The 16,217-nt window shown below is 72.9% G+C and carries 14 protein-coding genes and 1 pseudogene; 8 read left to right on the top strand and 7 right to left on the bottom strand.

The window, feature by feature from the left end; all coding sequences use genetic code 11:
- The first annotated feature begins 48 nt into the window (after positions 1 to 48).
- From ACIBCT_RS15295 to ACIBCT_RS15280, 4 genes and pseudogenes are all read left to right on the top strand, one after another.
- Positions 49 to 846, top strand: coding sequence for a glycerophosphodiester phosphodiesterase family protein (locus ACIBCT_RS15295; protein WP_399188742.1), 798 nt, complete (start codon positions 49 to 51; stop codon positions 844 to 846).
- A gap of 42 nt (positions 847 to 888) precedes the next feature.
- Positions 889 to 2,259 (top strand): annotated as a pseudogene (locus tag ACIBCT_RS15290) (MFS transporter); the annotation flags it as partial.
- 147 nt (positions 2,260 to 2,406) lie between these two features.
- Positions 2,407 to 2,751: an RNA polymerase-binding protein RbpA gene (locus ACIBCT_RS15285; protein WP_344902851.1), complete on the top strand. Its 345-nt coding sequence runs from the start codon at positions 2,407 to 2,409 to the stop codon at positions 2,749 to 2,751.
- Positions 2,752 to 3,046: 295 nt separating this feature from the next.
- Positions 3,047 to 3,865, top strand: coding sequence for an isocitrate lyase/phosphoenolpyruvate mutase family protein (locus tag ACIBCT_RS15280; protein WP_399188740.1), 819 nt, complete (start codon positions 3,047 to 3,049; stop codon positions 3,863 to 3,865).
- 35 nt (positions 3,866 to 3,900) lie between these two features.
- On the opposite strand, the gene ACIBCT_RS15275 is transcribed toward ACIBCT_RS15280, so the two are convergent.
- Both ACIBCT_RS15275 and ACIBCT_RS15270 read right to left on the bottom strand, forming a co-directional pair.
- Positions 3,901 to 5,103, bottom strand: a complete 1,203-nt coding sequence (locus ACIBCT_RS15275; protein WP_399188737.1) for a PP2C family protein-serine/threonine phosphatase — start codon at positions 5,101 to 5,103, stop codon at positions 3,901 to 3,903.
- A 219-nt stretch (positions 5,104 to 5,322) separates the two neighbouring features.
- Entirely contained in the window at positions 5,323 to 5,580 is a 258-nt protein-coding gene (locus ACIBCT_RS15270) for a hypothetical protein (RefSeq protein WP_362806557.1), read from the bottom strand.
- Between the two features lie 244 nt (positions 5,581 to 5,824).
- Here ACIBCT_RS15270 and ACIBCT_RS15265 point away from each other — a divergent pair, with 244 nt between their 5' ends.
- The 3 genes from ACIBCT_RS15265 (at position 5,825) to ACIBCT_RS15255 (ending at position 8,672) form a co-directional block, all read left to right on the top strand.
- Entirely contained in the window at positions 5,825 to 6,697 is an 873-nt protein-coding gene (locus tag ACIBCT_RS15265) for an MHYT domain-containing protein (RefSeq protein WP_399188734.1), read from the top strand.
- 225 nt (positions 6,698 to 6,922) lie between these two features.
- Positions 6,923 to 8,044 carry a S1 family peptidase gene (locus ACIBCT_RS15260; RefSeq protein ID WP_399188732.1) on the top strand — a complete coding sequence of 374 codons (1,122 nt, stop codon included), beginning with the start codon at positions 6,923 to 6,925 and terminating at the stop codon, positions 8,042 to 8,044.
- Between the two features lie 64 nt (positions 8,045 to 8,108).
- Positions 8,109 to 8,672, top strand: coding sequence for a snapalysin family zinc-dependent metalloprotease (locus tag ACIBCT_RS15255; RefSeq protein WP_399188730.1), 564 nt, complete (start codon positions 8,109 to 8,111; stop codon positions 8,670 to 8,672).
- A gap of 171 nt (positions 8,673 to 8,843) precedes the next feature.
- On the opposite strand, the gene ACIBCT_RS15250 is transcribed toward ACIBCT_RS15255, so the two are convergent.
- On the bottom strand, positions 8,844 to 9,335 hold the full coding sequence (locus ACIBCT_RS15250) for a GNAT family N-acetyltransferase (RefSeq protein WP_399188729.1): 492 nt from the start codon (positions 9,333 to 9,335) through the stop codon (positions 8,844 to 8,846).
- Positions 9,336 to 9,450: 115 nt separating this feature from the next.
- Here ACIBCT_RS15250 and ACIBCT_RS15245 point away from each other — a divergent pair, with 115 nt between their 5' ends.
- On the top strand, positions 9,451 to 9,894 hold the full coding sequence (locus tag ACIBCT_RS15245; protein WP_399188727.1) for an SRPBCC family protein: 444 nt from the start codon (positions 9,451 to 9,453) through the stop codon (positions 9,892 to 9,894).
- Here ACIBCT_RS15245 and ACIBCT_RS15240 read toward each other — a convergent pair.
- From ACIBCT_RS15240 to ACIBCT_RS15225, 4 genes are all read right to left on the bottom strand, one after another.
- Complete coding sequence (locus ACIBCT_RS15240) at positions 9,881 to 10,453, bottom strand: FxsA family protein (RefSeq protein WP_399188725.1); 573 nt, start codon at positions 10,451 to 10,453, stop codon at positions 9,881 to 9,883. The genes ACIBCT_RS15245 and ACIBCT_RS15240 overlap by 14 nt on opposite strands.
- A gap of 104 nt (positions 10,454 to 10,557) precedes the next feature.
- Positions 10,558 to 11,316: a polyprenol monophosphomannose synthase gene (locus ACIBCT_RS15235; protein ID WP_399188723.1), complete on the bottom strand. Its 759-nt coding sequence runs from the start codon at positions 11,314 to 11,316 to the stop codon at positions 10,558 to 10,560.
- Positions 11,316 to 13,076: an apolipoprotein N-acyltransferase gene (lnt, locus tag ACIBCT_RS15230; RefSeq protein WP_399188721.1), complete on the bottom strand. Its 1,761-nt coding sequence runs from the start codon at positions 13,074 to 13,076 to the stop codon at positions 11,316 to 11,318. Before lnt ends, ACIBCT_RS15235 begins: the two co-directional genes overlap by 1 nt.
- Positions 13,077 to 13,856: 780 nt before the next feature.
- Positions 13,857 to 16,205 (bottom strand): HelD family protein, encoded by a 2,349-nt coding sequence (locus ACIBCT_RS15225; protein ID WP_399188719.1) that lies wholly within the window; start codon positions 16,203 to 16,205, stop codon positions 13,857 to 13,859.
- Positions 16,206 to 16,217 lie beyond the last annotated feature (12 nt).

Raw genomic sequence — 16,217 nt, 5'->3', positions numbered from 1 at the left:
ACCCTCGCGCGATGACGCGCCCGGCCCGCAGGGGGCATACTCCTGCACGTGCAACGCCGTTACGCCTTCCTCGAACACCCCGGCCCGCTGGCCTTCGCCCACCGGGGCGGGGCCGCCGAGGGCAGGGAGAACACCCTCGCCGCCTTCGAGCGTGCCGTCAGGCTCGGTTACACGTACCTGGAGACCGACGCGCACGCCACCGCCGACGGGGTCCTCCTGGCCTTCCACGACCACACCCTGGACCGGGTGACCGACCGCAGGGGCCGGATCGCGGAGCTGCCGTACCGGCTGGTGCGCCAGGCGCGGATCGGCGGCGTGGACGAGATCCCCCTGATGGAGGACCTGCTGGGCTCGTGGCCCGAGGCGCGCTTCAACATCGACGTCAAGGAGGCGGCGGCCATCGCCCCGCTCGCCGAGGCGATCCGCAGGACGTCCTCCCACGACCGGATCTGCCTGACCTCCTTCTCCGAGGAGCGGCTCCAGCGGGCCCGCGCCGCGGTCGGCCGCGACGTGTGCTCCTCACTGGGACCGCGCGGCGTGGCGACCCTGCGCGCCGCCGCCACCACCTCGGGGTACGGCCGCCTGCTCGCCCGCCTGGCCCGCGCCGGGATGCCGTGCGCGCAGGTCCCGGTGGGGTTCCGCGGCCTGCGGATCACCACGCCCGCCCTGATCCGCACGGCGCACGCGCTCGGCATGCAGGTCCACGTGTGGACCGTCAACGACACCGCGGTGATGCGGCGCCTGCTCGACCTGGGCGTGGACGGCCTGATGACCGACAACATCTCCGGGCTGCGCGACGTGCTGAGCTCCCGGGGCCAGTGGCATCCCGGCCGCATGGCCGCGTGACCGGCCCGTCCCCGCTCCTTCCGTGATCCCCCTCCCCCAGCGAACCGAGGACCCCCCATGACCTCAGCACAGGCCGTCGAGGAGACCCCGGCCTCCCGCCTCCGGGAGCAGCGCGGCTGGTACTTCTACGACTGGGCGAACTCCGCCTTCCCGACCACCGTCCTGACGGTCTTCCTGGGCCCGTACCTGACGACGATCGCCGAGACCGCCGCCCAGGGACGCCCGTACGTGGACGTGCTCGGGTTCGACGTGCGGCCCAGCGCCTACTACTCCTTCGTGGTGGGGGTCGCGGCGATCCTGCAGATCCTCCTGATGCCCGTCGTGGGCGCGCTGGCCGACCACACCGGCCGCAAGAAGGAACTGCTGGGCCTGTTCGCCTACCTCGGCGCCGGCGCCACCCTGTGCTTCTGGTTCCTCTCCGGCGACCGCTACCTGCTGGGCGGGGCGCTGTTCCTGATCTCCAGCGTCGCCTTCGCGGCCGCGTTCGTGATCTACAACTCGTTCCTGCCGGAGATCGCCACGGCGAACGAGCGCGACAGGGTCTCCGCCCGGGGGTGGGGGTTCGGCTACCTCGGCGGCGGCCTGCTGCTCGCCGTCCACCTGGGGCTCTTCCTCTACCACGAGTCCTTCGGCGTCACCGAGGGCGACGCCGTGCGCATCGCCCTGGCGTCCGCGGGCCTGTGGTGGGGCGGGTTCACGATCATCCCGCTGCTGCGGCTGCGCAACCGGCACGTGGCCTCTCCCGGCACCGAGACGGCCGGCCGGGCCGTGACCGGCAGCCTCCGCCAGCTCGGCCGCACGATCAGGGAGCTGCGGCGCTACCCGCTGACGCTGGGCTTCCTGGTCGCCTACCTGATCTACAACGACGGCGTGCAGACCGTCATCTCCTTCTCGGCCACCTACGCCGACAAGGAGCTCGGGCTGGACCAGACGGTGCGGATCGCGGCGATCCTGATGGTGCAGTTCGTGGCCTTCTTCGGGGCGCTGCTGCTGGGCCGCCTCGCCGCCTCCTACGGGGCCAAGCGGGTCGTGATGGTGGCGCTGGTGGCCTGGATCGTCGTGGTGGCCGTGGCCTACTTCCTGCCCCGCGGGTCGGCGGCGGCGTTCTTCGGGCTGGGCTTCGCCATCGCGATCGTGATGGGCGGCACGCAGGCCCTGTCGCGGTCGCTGTTCTCCCACGTGATCCCGCGGGGCAAGGAGGCGGAGTACTACAGCCTGTACGAGATCAGCGACAAGGGGGCGACGTTCCTCGGCTCGTTCACCCTCGGCCTGGCGCTCCAGCTGACCGACAGCTATCGCCTGGGAATCATCTCTTTGGTGATCTTCTTCGTGCTCGGCCTGGTGCTGCTCGCCCTGATCGACCTGCCCAAGGCCATCAGGGCGGCCGGGAACCAGGTGCCGGAACGCATCTGAGAACGCCTCCCCGAGGGGGCTCTCCGCAGACCGGGTCAAGAACGTGCGATTGGATCACCCCGTCTGTGGGAATCCACACACGGTATCAAGCGTTGTACGCCGTGGGAGACGAACCCCTACGACGGGGCCCTCAGGAGGCATTCAGACATGGGCGAGCGTGCGCTACGCGGTACCCGGCTCGGGGCGACCAGCTACGAGAACGACCGCAACACCGATCTGGCCCCGCGCCAGGAGGTGTCCTACACCTGCCCGAAGGGCCATCGATTCGACGTTCCGCTCGCCGCCGAGGCCGAGATTCCGGCGACCTGGGAGTGCCGCATGTGCGGTGCGACCGCCCTGCGGGTGGACGGCGAGCTGCCGGAGGCCAAGAAGGCCAAGCCCCCGCGGACGCACTGGGACATGTTGCTGGAGCGCCGCTCGATAGAGGACCTGGAGGAGGTGCTCAACGAGCGCCTGGCGATCCTGCGCGCCCAGCGCCGCAAGAGCGCCTGACCGCGCCCGGAGAGCCCCGGAGAGCCTCGAAGAACCCCTCGCCCCTGCCCGGGGCGAGGGGTTCTTCGTGTCCGCCGTACGGGCGCCCGCGAGGCTGACCGGTCCGCCGTAAGGGCGCCCGAAGGGTGACCGGCCCCGCGGACCGGACCGCCCGCCGTCTGGGCCCTCAGCGTCCTCAGCGTCCTCAGCGTCCTCGGGGCCTCGGGGCCTCGGGGCCTCGGGGCGAAGTGGTCCGGTCGACTTGGGCGGAATTGGCTCTCAGAACAGCCCGTCCCCCTGGCCTAGGGTCTTCTCCATGACCGTTTCGATCGACGACGAGACCGGCGGCGCCCCGGCGGCCGGAGAAAAGGCCGCGCGGCTGCGCGCGCTGCACGTGCCGGGCCGCCCGCTGGTGGTGCCCAACGTCTGGGACGCGGCCTCGGCCCGCGCCGTCGAGGCCGCGGGCTTCCCGGTGATCGCCACCGGCAGCGCCGCGGTCGCCTCGGTGCTCGGGTACGAGGACGGGGAGGAGACGCCGGCCGGGGAGATGCTGGCCGCGGTGGCCAGGATCAGCCGGTCGGTGAGCCTGCCCGTCACCGCCGACATGGAACGCGGCTACCGGCTGGAGCCCGCCGAGCTGGCCGGGCGGCTCGCCGCCGCCGGGGCCTGCGGCTGCAACCTGGAGGACTCCGACCCCCGTACCGGAGCCCCGGTCGGCGCGGACGAGCAGGCCGGTCTCCTGCGGGCCGTCCGGGCCGCGGCCGTGGACGCCGGGACGGACCTGGTGATCAACGCGCGGGTCGACGTCTTCCTGAACGGCACCGGCGGCGACGAGGAGCGGCTGGAGGAGGCGGTGCGGCGGGGCAACCTCTACCTGGAGGCCGGCGCCGACTGCGTCTACCCGATCTTCGCGGCCGACGCGGGGATCATCCGCGAGCTGGTCCGCCGGATCGACGGGCCGGTCAACGTCCTGTTCCGTCCCGGCACGCCGTCCCTGGCCGGGCTGGCGGATCTCGGGGTGGCGCGGGTGAGTTTCGGTCACGGCCTGCACCGGTCCGTGAGCGGGCACACGGACCGGATGCTCGCGGCCATCAGGAACGGCGAGAGCCCCTACACGGCGCCCGCCACCCCCTGACCGGCCCGCCCCCCCGGCCGGGCCCGCGTCCCCCGCTAGAGGTGCAGCCTGTCCTGGGACCCTCCGCGCCACTCCACCAGCAGCACGGTGGCGTCGTCCTGGAGCATCCCGTCATGATATTTCAGGATGTTGCGCACCAGGCGGCGCAGGGTCTCGGGCACGGGCAAGCCGTCGGCGTTGTAGCGGATGATGAAGTCGATGAAACGCTCCAGGCCGAACTCCTCGCCGTCCCGGTTGCGGGCCTCGGTCATGCCGTCGGTGTAGATGAGTACGCGGTCGCCGGGCTCCAGCTGCTCCTTGCACTGGGTCACGGGCAGGTCGAGGTCCAGGCCCACCGGGTGGGCGGGCGGGCAGTGCAGGGTGGTGACCCAGCGCCCGTTCCTGATCACCACCGGCGGGTGGTGCCCGCGGTTGACCCAGGTGAACACGCCGGTCCGCACGTTCAGGCTGGCCAGGATGGCCGTGGCGAACCGGTTGGCTGCCCCGAACTCGTCCACCAGGACCTTCTCGATGCCCTTGCTGACCTCGACCAGGTCGGCCCCCTGGCGGCGGTGGTTGCGGCAGGCCGCGACCGCGAGGTTGGCGGTCAGCCCGGCGGAGGCGTCGTGGCCCATCGCGTCGAAGACCGCCAGGTGCACGGTCTCACCGGCCAGCGCGTAGTCGAAGGCGTCACCGCCGAGCTCGTACGCCGGTTCGAGCGCGGCCCCGATCACCACCTGGTCGTTGGCGAAGATCGGCGCCGGCAGCAGGTTCCACTGCATCTCGGCCGCGACGTTCATCGGCCGGGTCCGTACCATCCGGGCGTAGGAGTCGCTCTGCTGGCGTTTGCTGGCCAGCAGCAGCGCGGCCATCGACGCCAGGTGCCGCATGTCCTCCTGGGCGCACTCGTCACCCAGGGGGGCGCTGATCCGCAGCACCCCGAGGCGTTCGGTGCCGTCCAGCAGCGGCACCCACCACCGGTTCTCCTCGCTCCCGGAGCCCGGCCCGGCCAGCATGCGCACCTCCTGGAAGGCGCGCCCGGCCAGCGTCCCGTCGATCCGCAGCTCGGCCGCCTCCGGCTCCGCGTCGGCGTCGGCGGCGAGTCCCTTGCCGGTCACCAGCCGGAGCACCTCCTGCTGGAGGTCGGCCAGGTAGATCAGCACGTCCCGCAGGCCGGCGTAGGCGGCGTGTTCCGCGATGAGGCCGGGGAGCTGCTCCAGCGCGCTCAGGTGGCTGGCCTCGGCCAGCCCCGCGAGCATCCTCGCCCGCCCCTCGAACGGTCCGCCGGACCCCTCAGACTTCGGTCGCGGCACGGATCCGCCCACGGCAACTCCCAGCGCTCACCCGTCGCGTGTCGCGACTCATCACCGTCCGACAGTACTCGCCGCCGCTCGCCGCCGGGCAGCCCCTTCCCCGGCCGCGACGCGCGGCCGGGCACCGCGCGCACACCGAGTGATCACCGGATGGGCACCGGGGGGTCACCAGCGGTCGGCGGACAGCTCGACGCCCTCGACCCGGTCGTAGATCACCACCCCGTCCGTCAGCCTCACCACGCGCACCCGCCTGGCGAGTCCCGCCGTCTCCAGCTCGCGGGCCGAACGCACCGCGTACTGCGGGAAGCGGTAGCGGTCACGGGTGGCGCCGGGCGGGTCGTCGCGTTCGCAGACGACCTCATATCGATCTTCCGGCCATATCGGAGGCAGTGCCTCCAGGCCTCGATCGGCGGGCGGGGCCATCGACCCGCCTCCTTCCTGAGTCTCACATGGGGTGAACGGAACATACGTACAGTGATCGGTTAAGACATTGTTAATAAGTCCATTATGGCCTTTCGGAACGCGACAACTGTAAGGTGAGCACTCCTCGTACTGCCCCGGCCGGTCGGCCGATCACATGTGGAGACCTCCATCGACGCCACACGCGCCGGTCGGCTCCGATCCGTATTGGCACGTTCCATTCCTCCGCTTCCGCCAGGAGCCCGTCATGTCCCCCATCGACCATTTCGCCTACGGGCTCGTCACTCCGGTCGCCTCCTACATCATGTCGAGCATCGGCTCGCTGCTGGGACTGCTGCTCGCCGCACGGGCCCGCGGGACGCAGGGCGGCTCACGCGCACTCTGGCTCATCGGCGCGGCCCTGTCCATCGGCGGCACCGGTATCTGGGTGATGCACTTCATAGCGATGATGGGCTTCGACGTCCAGGGGACGTCGATCCGCTACGACGTCCCGCTGACCGTCGCCTCCGCGCTCCTCGCCGTCGTCGTCGTCGGCGCCGGCCTCTTCCTGGTCTCCCGGCCCGACAGCGGCACCGGCGCGCTCCTCGCCGGCGGGACGCTGACCGGCCTCGGCGTGGCGGGCATGCACTACCTGGGCATGGCGGCCATGAACATGTCCGCCCACGTGACCTACGACCCCCTGCTGGTCGCGTTGTCCCTGGTCATCGCGGTGGCCGCGGCGACGACGGCCCTGTGGTTCAGCCTGCGGGTACGCGGGGCCGCCGCCACGACGGGCGCCGCCCTGCTGATGGGCGTCGCGGTGAACGGGATGCACTACACCGGCATGTTCGCCCTGGACGTCAGCGTGCACGGCACCTCCGCGCCGACGAGCGGCGCCGAGGGGATGGACTTCATGCTGCCGCTGCTCGTGGGGATCAGCCTGCTCACCCTCGGCATGCTGCTGACGATCTTCCTGTCCCCCTCGGAGCAGGAGATGCGCGAGGACGCGGAGCTCCAGGCCCAGCTGCGTCGCAACCGCGCCGGCGCGGACCCCTCCCCCGCCGGTCCGGCCGAGCACCGCACCCGCCCCGCGCACGGCCGCGGCCCCTCCCTCTTCGACGACCACGACCCCGGCCGCTGACCCCCGTCACCCGCGCCCGGCCGCAGGCCCTGCTCACGAGCCCCGCCGACCCCTGCCCGGCCTGTCAACGGGTCCCGCCGAGCCCTGTCCGGCCTGCCACCGGCCCTCCCGCGAGACCGATAAACCGATCAATGCCCCCCATAACATCGCGATAGGGATTCTTTGGGAGATCCCTCCGGGGGCCTCCGGCCAATACTTTGACAGCACCCCTCACAAGGAGTGTGCATGTTACGTCGAGGTACCTTCCTGGCCGGCGCCACCACCGTGGCCCTGTACCTGGCCGCCACCGTGGCCCCCGCCTTCGCAGCACCCGCCGTCTCCGCCCCCAAGCCCCCGAACGCGATGCTCGAGGCGCTCCAGCGCGACCTCGGCCTCACCGCCGAGCAGGCCGTCCAGCGCCTGGCCAACGAGCAGCGTGCGGCGGCCTCCGAGGCCGCGCTGACCCAGCAGCTCGGTGCCAGCTACGCCGGCGCCTGGCTCAACGGTGACGCCTCCCAGCTCTCGGTGGCCACCACCGACGCGACCGAGGCCGCCGCCATCAGGGCCAAGGGCGCCCAGCCCGTGATCGTCAGCCGGTCCATCGCCGACCTCAACGCCGTCAAGGACAAGCTCGACCAGGCGCCCGCGGAGGCCAAGGCCGGCGCCGCCCTGTGGTACGTGGACGTCGCCACCAACAGCGTCTCGGTCCTCGCGAGCGACCAGGCGGCCGGCGAGGCCCTCGTCGCCGCCGCGGGCGTGGACAAGAACGTCGTCAAGGTGGCGCACACCACCGAGCAGCCCCAGGCCTACATCAACATCATCGGCGGCAACGCCTACTACATCGGCGGCAGCCGCTGCAGCATCGGCTTCTCGGTGCGCCGGGGCACCACCCCCGGCTTCGTGACCGCCGGTCACTGCGGCAGGACGGGCGCGACCACCAGCAACCCCTCCGGCACCTTCCAGGGCTCGTCGTTCCCCGGTAACGACTACGCGTGGGTGGCCACCCCCGGCCACACCGTGACGCCCTACGTCCGCGGCTCCGGCGGCGCCAACGTCACCGTCCGTGGCTCCACCCAGGCCTCGGTCGGCGCCTCGATCTGCCGCTCCGGCTCCACCACCGGCTGGCGCTGCGGCGTCATCCAGCAGCACAACGCCAGCGTCACCTACCCGCAGGGCACGGTCAGCGGCCTGACCCGCACCAGCGCGTGCGCCCAGCCGGGCGACTCCGGTGGCTCGTTCATCTCCGGCAGCCAGGCCCAGGGCGTGACCTCCGGCGGTTCGGGCAACTGCACCTCCGGCGGCACCACGTACCACCAGCCGGTCAACGAGATCCTCTCGGCGTACGGGCTGACGCTCGTCACCGGCTGATCCGCCCTCCTCACCAGCTGCTCCCCGTGAGCAACCCCCCGATGACCGAGGAGGCTCGCCAGAAATGTCAAGGATCATTCGCTCCGGTATCGCCTTCATCCTGGGCCTGGCCTTCCTGCTGACGGCGACCCCGTCCCAGGCGGCCACCGCCCAGGCGGAGGCCGGCACGGCGGCGGTCCGTGTGCTCAGGTACGACGCCAGCAGGGCCGCGGAGTTCCGGTCGGTCGTGGACCAGGCGGCACAGGTCTGGAACTCCCGCGTCTCCAACGTACGACTGGTGGCCGGCAGCCCCGCGGACTTCGTGGTGCTCGCCGACAACGGCTGGCCTCGCGCCCAGCCGACCAGCCTGGGTCGCGGGACCATCTGGATGGGACGGCAGGCGACCTCGCAGGGGTACTTCCCGCTGCGGATCGCCACGCACGAGATCGGCCACATCCTGGGCCTGCCGGACCGGCGCACCGGTCTGTGCTCGGACCTGATGTCCGGTTCCAGCGCACCCGTCTCCTGCACCAACGCCAACCCGAGCGCGGCGGAGAGAGCGGCGGTCGAAAGGAACTTCGCGGGGTCCACCCCCTCGATCACCTTCGGCGAGCTCTACGTCGACGTTCCGCAGCACGCGGCGTCCTAGACGTCCGCGGAACACCTCGCCGGTCCGGCCGAGTCACTCGGCCGGGCCGGCGAGCCCGTTTCCCGCCCTATCCGCCCTATCCGCCCTCTCCCGTCCGCAGCCGTGCTCACCGTCCCGCACCCGGCGGGCGCGACCGGACGGCCTCCCTCCGCGTACGCTCCGGGCGGGTGGTCACAGGGGCTTCTCGAAGCAGTGCGAGCCCGGGAGCCCCTCGTAGGGGGGAAAGACCGGGACGGGCGTGTAACCCTCGCGCAGGTACATCCGCACCGCGTCCGGCTGGCGGGGGCCGGTCTGCAGCACGATCCGCGACGCTCCCAGCGCGCGGGCCGCGTCCTCGGCCGCGGCCAGCAGGGCCTGTGCCACCCCGCCGCCCCGCTCGGCGGGGACCACGAACATCCGCTTGAGCTCCAGCTCCCCGCCGAGCGCGCGCAGCGCCACGTGCCCGACCGGGACGCCCCGGGCCGAGCGGGCGACGCCGGTGTAGACGACCGTGTCGGGCGTGACGTGCATCCCTTCGGGGACCAGGCCGGGGACGGCGAGCAGGTCGGCGTAGCGGGCGTCCATCTCCTCGGTCATGGCCTGCCGCAGCGCGACGGCCGCGTCGTCGTCCCAGTCGACGGCCGTGACCGTGATCAGGCCGCTCCTCGCCGCGAACGTTCCCACCGGACCTGGCACCTCCGCTCCCCCGGACCGTCCAGGGCCGGTACAAAATACCGGACCGTGCCCCGCGTCACGGCCGACGAGGAGTCGTCCGGCGATCACGGGGAAGGACCCGGGGGTGACCCGTTCCCGAATCAGCGTCTCCGTCGACGCCCACGCCAGGCCCGAGCAGGTGTTCTCCGTGCTGACCGACTGGCCCCGGCACCACGAGTGGATGGTGCTGACCCGGGCGCGCGTCGAGGCCGGGGACGGCCGCAGCCCGGGGAGCAGGCTCGCCGCCTTCACCGGGGTGGGGCCGGTCGGCTTCCTCGACACCATGGAGATCACCCGATGGGACCCGCCGAGGAGCGTGGGGGTCCGGCACACCGGACGGCTGATACGCGGCACCGGGGTCTTCCGGGTGCTGCCCCGCGAGGGCGGCGGCAGCACGATCGTCTGGGAGGAGGAGCTCGACGTGCCGTTCGGCGCGGCCGGGCGGCTCGGCTGGCGGGTGATCGGACCGCTCAACGCGGCGCTGTTCCGGCTCTCGCTGCGCAGGCTGGCCGCGCTCAGCGACCGCTGACGCCTCCGTCGGGCTCGTCGCGGATGACCTCGCCGTGGACGACCGGCCCCGCTCCCTGGGCCCGGCCGGGAGCCCCGGGGACCCGCCCGTGCCCGGCCCGCAGCCCGTCGAAGGGCGAGCCCTGACCGGTGAACGGGTCGCCCAGCGGCCCGCCGAGCGGCCCGCCCACCCCGGCCGCGCTCCTGGCGACCATGGTGCGGACCCTGCGGGTGAAGAACCAGTTCGCGGCCCGGCGCACCGTCGGCCGGGTGAACGGCAGCAGGCACAGGAACCCGAGGACGTCGGTGAGGAACCCCGGGGTCAGCAGCAGCGTGCCGCCCACCAGGATCAGCGCGCCGTCGGCGAGCTCGCGGTCGGGCATCCGCCCGCTCTGCAGCGCGCCCTGGAGGTTGCGCCAGGCGCGGCGGCCCTCGCGGCGCACGACCCAGGCGCCCAGCAGGCTGTCGGCGAGCAGGATGGCCACCGTCGGCCAACCCCCGATGACCTGCCCCACCTGGATGAGGACGAATATCTCGAGGAGTGGCACCACGAGGAAGGTCAGGAACAGCACTAAGCGCATCTTCGCCTCAACTCACGCGACAGCCGTACGACATGACAACGCCCGGGGAGGGCGGCGCGTTCCGCGTTCGCTCAGCGTGGACGTCCCCGCCGGCGGCACGACGATCAGCGTCCACGGCCGAGGCGGCGCCGGACGCGGGCGGGCAGGCCCGCGACCCCCCACACGGTGACCCGCCACAGCGCCTCCAGGATGATGGCGCGGCTCATCTTGCTGGCCCCGACGGCGCGCTCCACGAACGTGATCGGGACCTCCTTGATCCGCAGCCCGTGGCGGGCGGTGCGCAGGGTCAGGTCCACCTGGAAGCAGTAGCCCTGCGACTGCACGTCGTCCAGGCCGATCTTCTCCAGGGTGGAGGCCCGGTAGGCGCGGAAGCCCGCGGTGGCGTCGCGGACCGGCAGGCCGAGGGCGAGGCGGCTGTACATGTTGGCGCCGCGCGAGAGGAACTGGCGTGAGGCGGGCCAGTTGACCACCTTCCCGCCGGGCACCCACCGGGACCCGATCGCCAGGTCGGCCCCGCGGTCCAGCGCCTTCAGCAGGGCGGGGAGCGACTCGGGAGGATGGGAGCCGTCGGCGTCCATCTCCACCAGGACGCCGAACCCCTCCGCCAGGCCCCAGCGGAAGCCCGCGATGTAGGCCGAGCCCAGCCCCTGCTTGCCGCCGGGACGGTGCATCACGTGGACCAGCTCGTCGTCGGCGGCCAGCTTGTCGGCGATCGCCCCGGTGCCGTCGGGGCTGTCGTCGTCGGCGATCAGGAGGTGGGCCTCGGGCACGGCCTCGCGCAGGCGCCGGACGATCAGCGGCAGGTTCTCCCGCTCGTTGTACGTCGGGACGACGACGAGCACCCGGCCAAGCATCCGCTCCATCACGCGTCTCCCACCTGACGATCGTCCTGCCGCCCCACGGCCCGTGCCGCGGTGCCCGTCCGGCGCCGCCCGGTGGTCGTCGCGACGGCCACCGCGCCAGCCCCCACAAGTATCAGGGCCCACTCGGGCAGCGCGCCCACGCGGGTGGCGACGGTCCGCGCGGTCCTGACAGGGACCGTCAACACGTTCGTCGCGGGCACCAGTTCCTCGGTGCGCCAGGCTATCGAGCCATCGGGGGTCACATATGCCGATATACCCGTAATTGCGGAAGTGATCACCGCCCGATTGTGCTCCACTGCGCGCAACTGGGACATGGCCAGCTGCTGCGGCGGCAGGTTCGTGAGCGCGTAGGTGGCGTTGTTGGTCTGCACCACCAGCGGCGTGGCACCCGTCCTGACGGTGCGGTTCACCACGTCGTCGTAGGCCACCTCGTAGCAGTTGATCGCGCCGACCGTCACCGGGCCCATCCTCAGGTCCCCGTCCCGGGTGCCCGCCACCGACTGCTTGCCGACCAGGGAGGCCCGCTCGAACAGGGCCAGCACCAGCTCCTTGAGCGGGGTGAACTCCCCGAAGGGCACCAGGCGCTGCTTGTCGTAGTGGGCGCCGGGCCCGGTCACCGGGTCCCAGACCAGGCTGCGGGTGGCGCGCTCGTTCACTCCCACGCCGACCACGGCGCCGACCAGGACGGGCACCCCGACGTCCCGGACCGCCGCATCGATCTCGTCGCGGGCGAACGCGTTGCGCAGCGGGTCGATGTCGGTGGAGTTCTCCGGGAGCACCACCAGGTCGGGGCGGGGCACCCGGCCCCGGCGCACGTCGTCGGCCATCCGGTGCAGCAGCCGGGTGTGGTTGCGGAGCACCACGGCGGGCTCGTCGCCCAGCGGGTGCATGCCCCGGCCGGGGACGTTGCCCTGGATGACGCCGACGGTCACGCTGCGCCCCTCGTCGCCGTACCGGGGTACGGCCAGGGCCACCACCGGCACGGCCAGCGCCCCCACCAGCGGAAGCACCAGCGGGAGCACCGACCGCGCGGCCGGGGCCGGCGCCGAGGACGAGACCGGCGACCGGTCCGAGGGCGGCACGGACGACGCGGACGGGACGCCGCGCCGGGCGGCGAGGGCCCGCAGAACCGCCAGGGCGATCAGGCCGCCGCACAGGGCCACCGCGAAGCTCACCAGCGGCGCCCCGCCGAGCGCCGCGTACGGGGTGAAGGGCGAGTGGCCCTGGCCGAAGGCGACCCGGGCCCAGGGGAAGCCGCCGAAGGGGACCTGTCCCCGCGCCCACTCGGCCGCCACCCAGAGCGCGGCGCTCCACAACGGCCACAGGCGCAACCGGGACACCAGGGCGGCCGTCGCCCCCCAGGCGGCGTAGAAGGCGCTCTCGATGGCCACCAGGCCCAGCCAGGCGTCCGCACCGATCGGGCTCACCCATGCCAGGGCGGGCAGCAGCAGGGCGAGGCCCGCGAGCAGGCCCAGCCAGGCGCCGCGGCGCGGGCGGACGCCGTGCACGGCCAGGACGATCGCGGCCATGCCGGGCGGCGCCAGGAACCACAGACCGGAGGGCGGGAAGGCCCAGAACACCAGCAGGCCACCGGCCACCGCCGAGGCGATCCTGGCCGGCAGCGCCGACAGCGCCGACCGGGAGGCCCGGGGACCGGCACCGGCGGCCCCACGGCCCGGAAATCCGGGCGGGGGGCCGGTCGGGGGGGCGTCCTGCGCGGACGTCCCCGGCACCGGGCCGGCCGTCTTGTCCTGCACCACGGGAAGGGCTCCTTGCGATGTCACGGGCGGGCGCTGCCCCGTCCTGCAGCCTGAACGCTACCTTCCGGCGGGCGCGGCCTCGACGTCCGGCACCGGATCACGGGCGAGGAGGGCGGCCCGGCGGCGGCCCGGGGGTGGTCCGGGGGTGGTCCGGTCGTTGATCGGACGGCCGCCCTCGCGGTCCGGCCGTGATCGGCCGTGGCCCTCTCATGGGCCGGCGACGGTCCGGCGGTGATCCGGTCCTGGTCCGGCGACGGTCCGGTGGGTGGCGCGGTCGCGGCCCGGTCGTGGCCGGACGGCGGCCCGGTGGTGAGTCGGCGGTGATCCGGTGCCGACGCGGTCGCGGCCCGTGGACGGTACGGGGACGGCAACGGGGCGGCCGGGGTGTCGAAGGACACCCCGGCCGCCCCGACGCTTGCGGCGCTCGCACGGGAGCGGGAAGAGAGCCCGGGCGACCCTTCGGACCGGTTCCGTCCCGTCGGCGGCGGGCGCGGATTGCCGTTGTCTACTGGGTGCCCGGACTCCTCCTGGGTCCAACCCCCCGCCCGGAAGGAGTGCCCCGCCTCGACGGACTGCCGGTCCTGCGCCTGGCTGTACGGACGGGCGTGACCCCGTCACGGGCGCAGGAGACGGCGATGTCGAAAGGCGGCCGACCGGCCAGTCCCGTGCTGGACTGGGCAGCAAACTACCGAGCCCAGCGCAGATGTCAACCGTGTCACTAACAGCGGAAACATCAAGTTTTCGCAGCTGGGACATGATCGACGAGAGCCGTCAATGGTCTCATGTGATCCGATGTCCCTCAAGTCGAGCGAGGGCGGCGGGAAGCGGGCCGTCGTGCACCACGCCAAGGCGCCGGGTCGCACGGGTCAGCGCCACGTAAAGGTCGCTGGCCCCGCGCGGCGACTCGCCCAGGATGAGCTCCGGTTCGACCACGATGACCGCGTCGAACTCCAGGCCCTTGGCCTCGGCGACGGTCAGCACCGCCACCTGCGCGTCCAGCGCGGCGGACCCCGGCCCGGCGACCGCGCCCTCGACCGAGGCCGTCACGACCTCGCCGAACTCGGCGGCCCGCGACTCCGGGACGATCACGACGAGACGGCCGCCCTCGACGATCTCGGCCTTGACCCGCTCGCCCAGCGAGGACGTCGGGGAGGCCGCCCAGGGGTGCGTCCCGGTCTCCCTGACCGAGGTCGGGGCGGTCAGCTCCGGGCCGACCAGGGTGAGCACGTCGGCGGCCACGGCCATCAGCTCGGCCGGGGTGCGGTAGTTGACGGTGAGGGTCTCCTCGCGCCAGCGCCCGGCCACGTACGGGTCCAGGACCGCCCCCCAGGAGCGGGCCCCGGCCGACGCGCCGGTCTGGGCCAGGTCGCCGACGATCGTCATGGACCGGGTCGGGCAGCGCCGCATGAGCATCCGCCAGTCCATCGCCGACAGCTCCTGCGCCTCGTCCACGATCACGTGGCCGAAGGCCCAGGTGCGGTCGGCCGCGGCGCGCTCGGCCGTGGTCAGGAAGACGTCGTCGCCGAGGTGGCGGGCGGCGAAGCGTTCGGCGTCCATGATGTCGGACAGCCCGGTCAGCTCCAGCACCTCCTTGGCGTAGGCGAGCTGGTGCTGCCGCTCGTCGAGCGCGGCGGCGCGCCGGGCGGCCTGCTCCTCCTCGGCCATCCAGGCACCGGCCCGCAGCACCGCGGGGTCGATGTCGCCGAGCAGCTCGGCCGCCTCGTCCAGCAGCGGCACGTCGGACTCTGCCCACCAGTTCTCCCCCTGGCGGGGCGGCTCGCGCAGCAGCAGCGCCCGCTCGGCCTCGTCGAACTCGGCGGCGGCGTGCTCCAGGCGCTCGGGGGAGGTGAACAGCCCGATCAGCAGCTGCTGCGGGGTGACGTAGGGCCACAGCCGGTTCAGCGCGGCCTTGACGGGCCTTTCGGTACGCAGGTCCTCGCGGATGTCGGCCAGCTCGTCGTCGTCGATCATGCCCTTGCCGAGCAGCCGGGCCGCCTGGCGGGCGAGCGCGTTGAGCAGGTGCCGGACGAAGACCGCGCGGGCCTCGTTGTGCGCCCGCTTGGAGCGGGCGGCCCGGTTGCGGGCCGCCTCCAGGACGCTGCCCTCCAGCCGGAGCGTGTAGCGGTCGAGCTTGATCTCCAGCGGCTTGCGCGGCACCCGCTGCCGCTCGCGCACGGCCCGCGCGACGACCTGGGCCATCCGGGCGTCGCCCTTGAGCGCGGTCGTCTCGGGACGCTCCCTGCGGCCGGGGACGACCCCCGGGTAGAGCTCGGAGACGGTCGACAGCAGCACGTCGGTCTCGCCCAGGGAAGGCAGCACCTGCTCGATGTAGCGCAGGAAGGTCAGGTTGGGCCCCAGGATGAGCACGCCCCTGCGGGCCAGCTTCTCCCGGTGGGTGTAGAGCAGGTAGGCGGCCCGGTGCAGCGCGACCACGGTCTTGCCGGTGCCGGGGCCGCCCTGGACGACCAGCACGCCGTTCAGGTCGGAGCGGATGATGCGGTCCTGCTCGGACTGGATGGTGGCCACGATGTCGCGCATCCGCCCGGTGCGCCGGGCGGCCAGCGACGCCAGCAGCGCGGCCTCGCCGTTGAGGGTGGCCGCGGCCTCGTCGGTGAGGCCGTCGAGGTCCAGCAGGTCGTCGTCGATCCCGATCACCTTGCGGCCCTTGGTCTGCAGGTGACGGCGGCGGGTGACGCCCATCGAGGCCGCGGGGGTGGCGCCGTAGAAGGGCTGCGCCACCGGGGCCCGCCAGTCGATCAGCAGGCGCCGCTGATCGTCGTCGGCCATGCCGATCCGGCCGATGTAGAGGGAGGTGGCGTCGGCGTTGTCGAGCCTGCCGAAGCACAGGCCGTTCTCGACCGCCCACAGGCGGCCCAGGCGTTCGGCGTACATCCCGGCGAAGCTGTCGCGCTCGGAGCGGTTCTGGTGGGTGCCACCGCTGCCGCCCTGGGCCAGGACGCCGTCCAGCTGCCGCTGGGTGCGTTCACGCAGCAGGTCGAGCCGCCGGTAGAGCCCGGAGACGTACTCCTGCTCCCTGGCCAGCTCGATTTGACGGGTTGCCGTCGCTCCGTTATCGTTGCTAGTAATGGGACACTCCGGGCCATTCTGCTGGTTGTTATGACAAACCACTACCCTAGCAGG

The sequence above is a fragment of the Streptosporangium sp. NPDC050855 genome (assembly GCF_044456585.1).
Taxonomy (GTDB): domain Bacteria; phylum Actinomycetota; class Actinomycetes; order Streptosporangiales; family Streptosporangiaceae; genus Streptosporangium; species Streptosporangium longisporum.
This window is presented reverse-complemented; position numbering and strand designations above follow the sequence as displayed.

Coding starts and splice junctions, on each gene's coding strand:
- ACIBCT_RS15265 (WP_399188734.1), top strand. CDS start 5,825: ATGTCCCCCATCGACCATTTCGCCTACGGGCTCGTCACTCCGGTCGCC.
- ACIBCT_RS15255 (WP_399188730.1), top strand. CDS start 8,109: ATGTCAAGGATCATTCGCTCCGGTATCGCCTTCATCCTGGGCCTGGCC.
- ACIBCT_RS15280 (WP_399188740.1), top strand. CDS start 3,047: ATGACCGTTTCGATCGACGACGAGACCGGCGGCGCCCCGGCGGCCGGA.
- ACIBCT_RS15240 (WP_399188725.1), bottom strand. CDS start 10,453: ATGCGCTTAGTGCTGTTCCTGACCTTCCTCGTGGTGCCACTCCTCGAG.
- ACIBCT_RS15235 (WP_399188723.1), bottom strand. CDS start 11,316: ATGGAGCGGATGCTTGGCCGGGTGCTCGTCGTCGTCCCGACGTACAAC.
- ACIBCT_RS15260 (WP_399188732.1), top strand. CDS start 6,923: ATGTTACGTCGAGGTACCTTCCTGGCCGGCGCCACCACCGTGGCCCTG.
- ACIBCT_RS15285 (WP_344902851.1), top strand. CDS start 2,407: ATGGGCGAGCGTGCGCTACGCGGTACCCGGCTCGGGGCGACCAGCTAC.
- ACIBCT_RS15275 (WP_399188737.1), bottom strand. CDS start 5,103: ATGCTCGCGGGGCTGGCCGAGGCCAGCCACCTGAGCGCGCTGGAGCAG.
- ACIBCT_RS15270 (WP_362806557.1), bottom strand. CDS start 5,580: ATGGCCCCGCCCGCCGATCGAGGCCTGGAGGCACTGCCTCCGATATGG.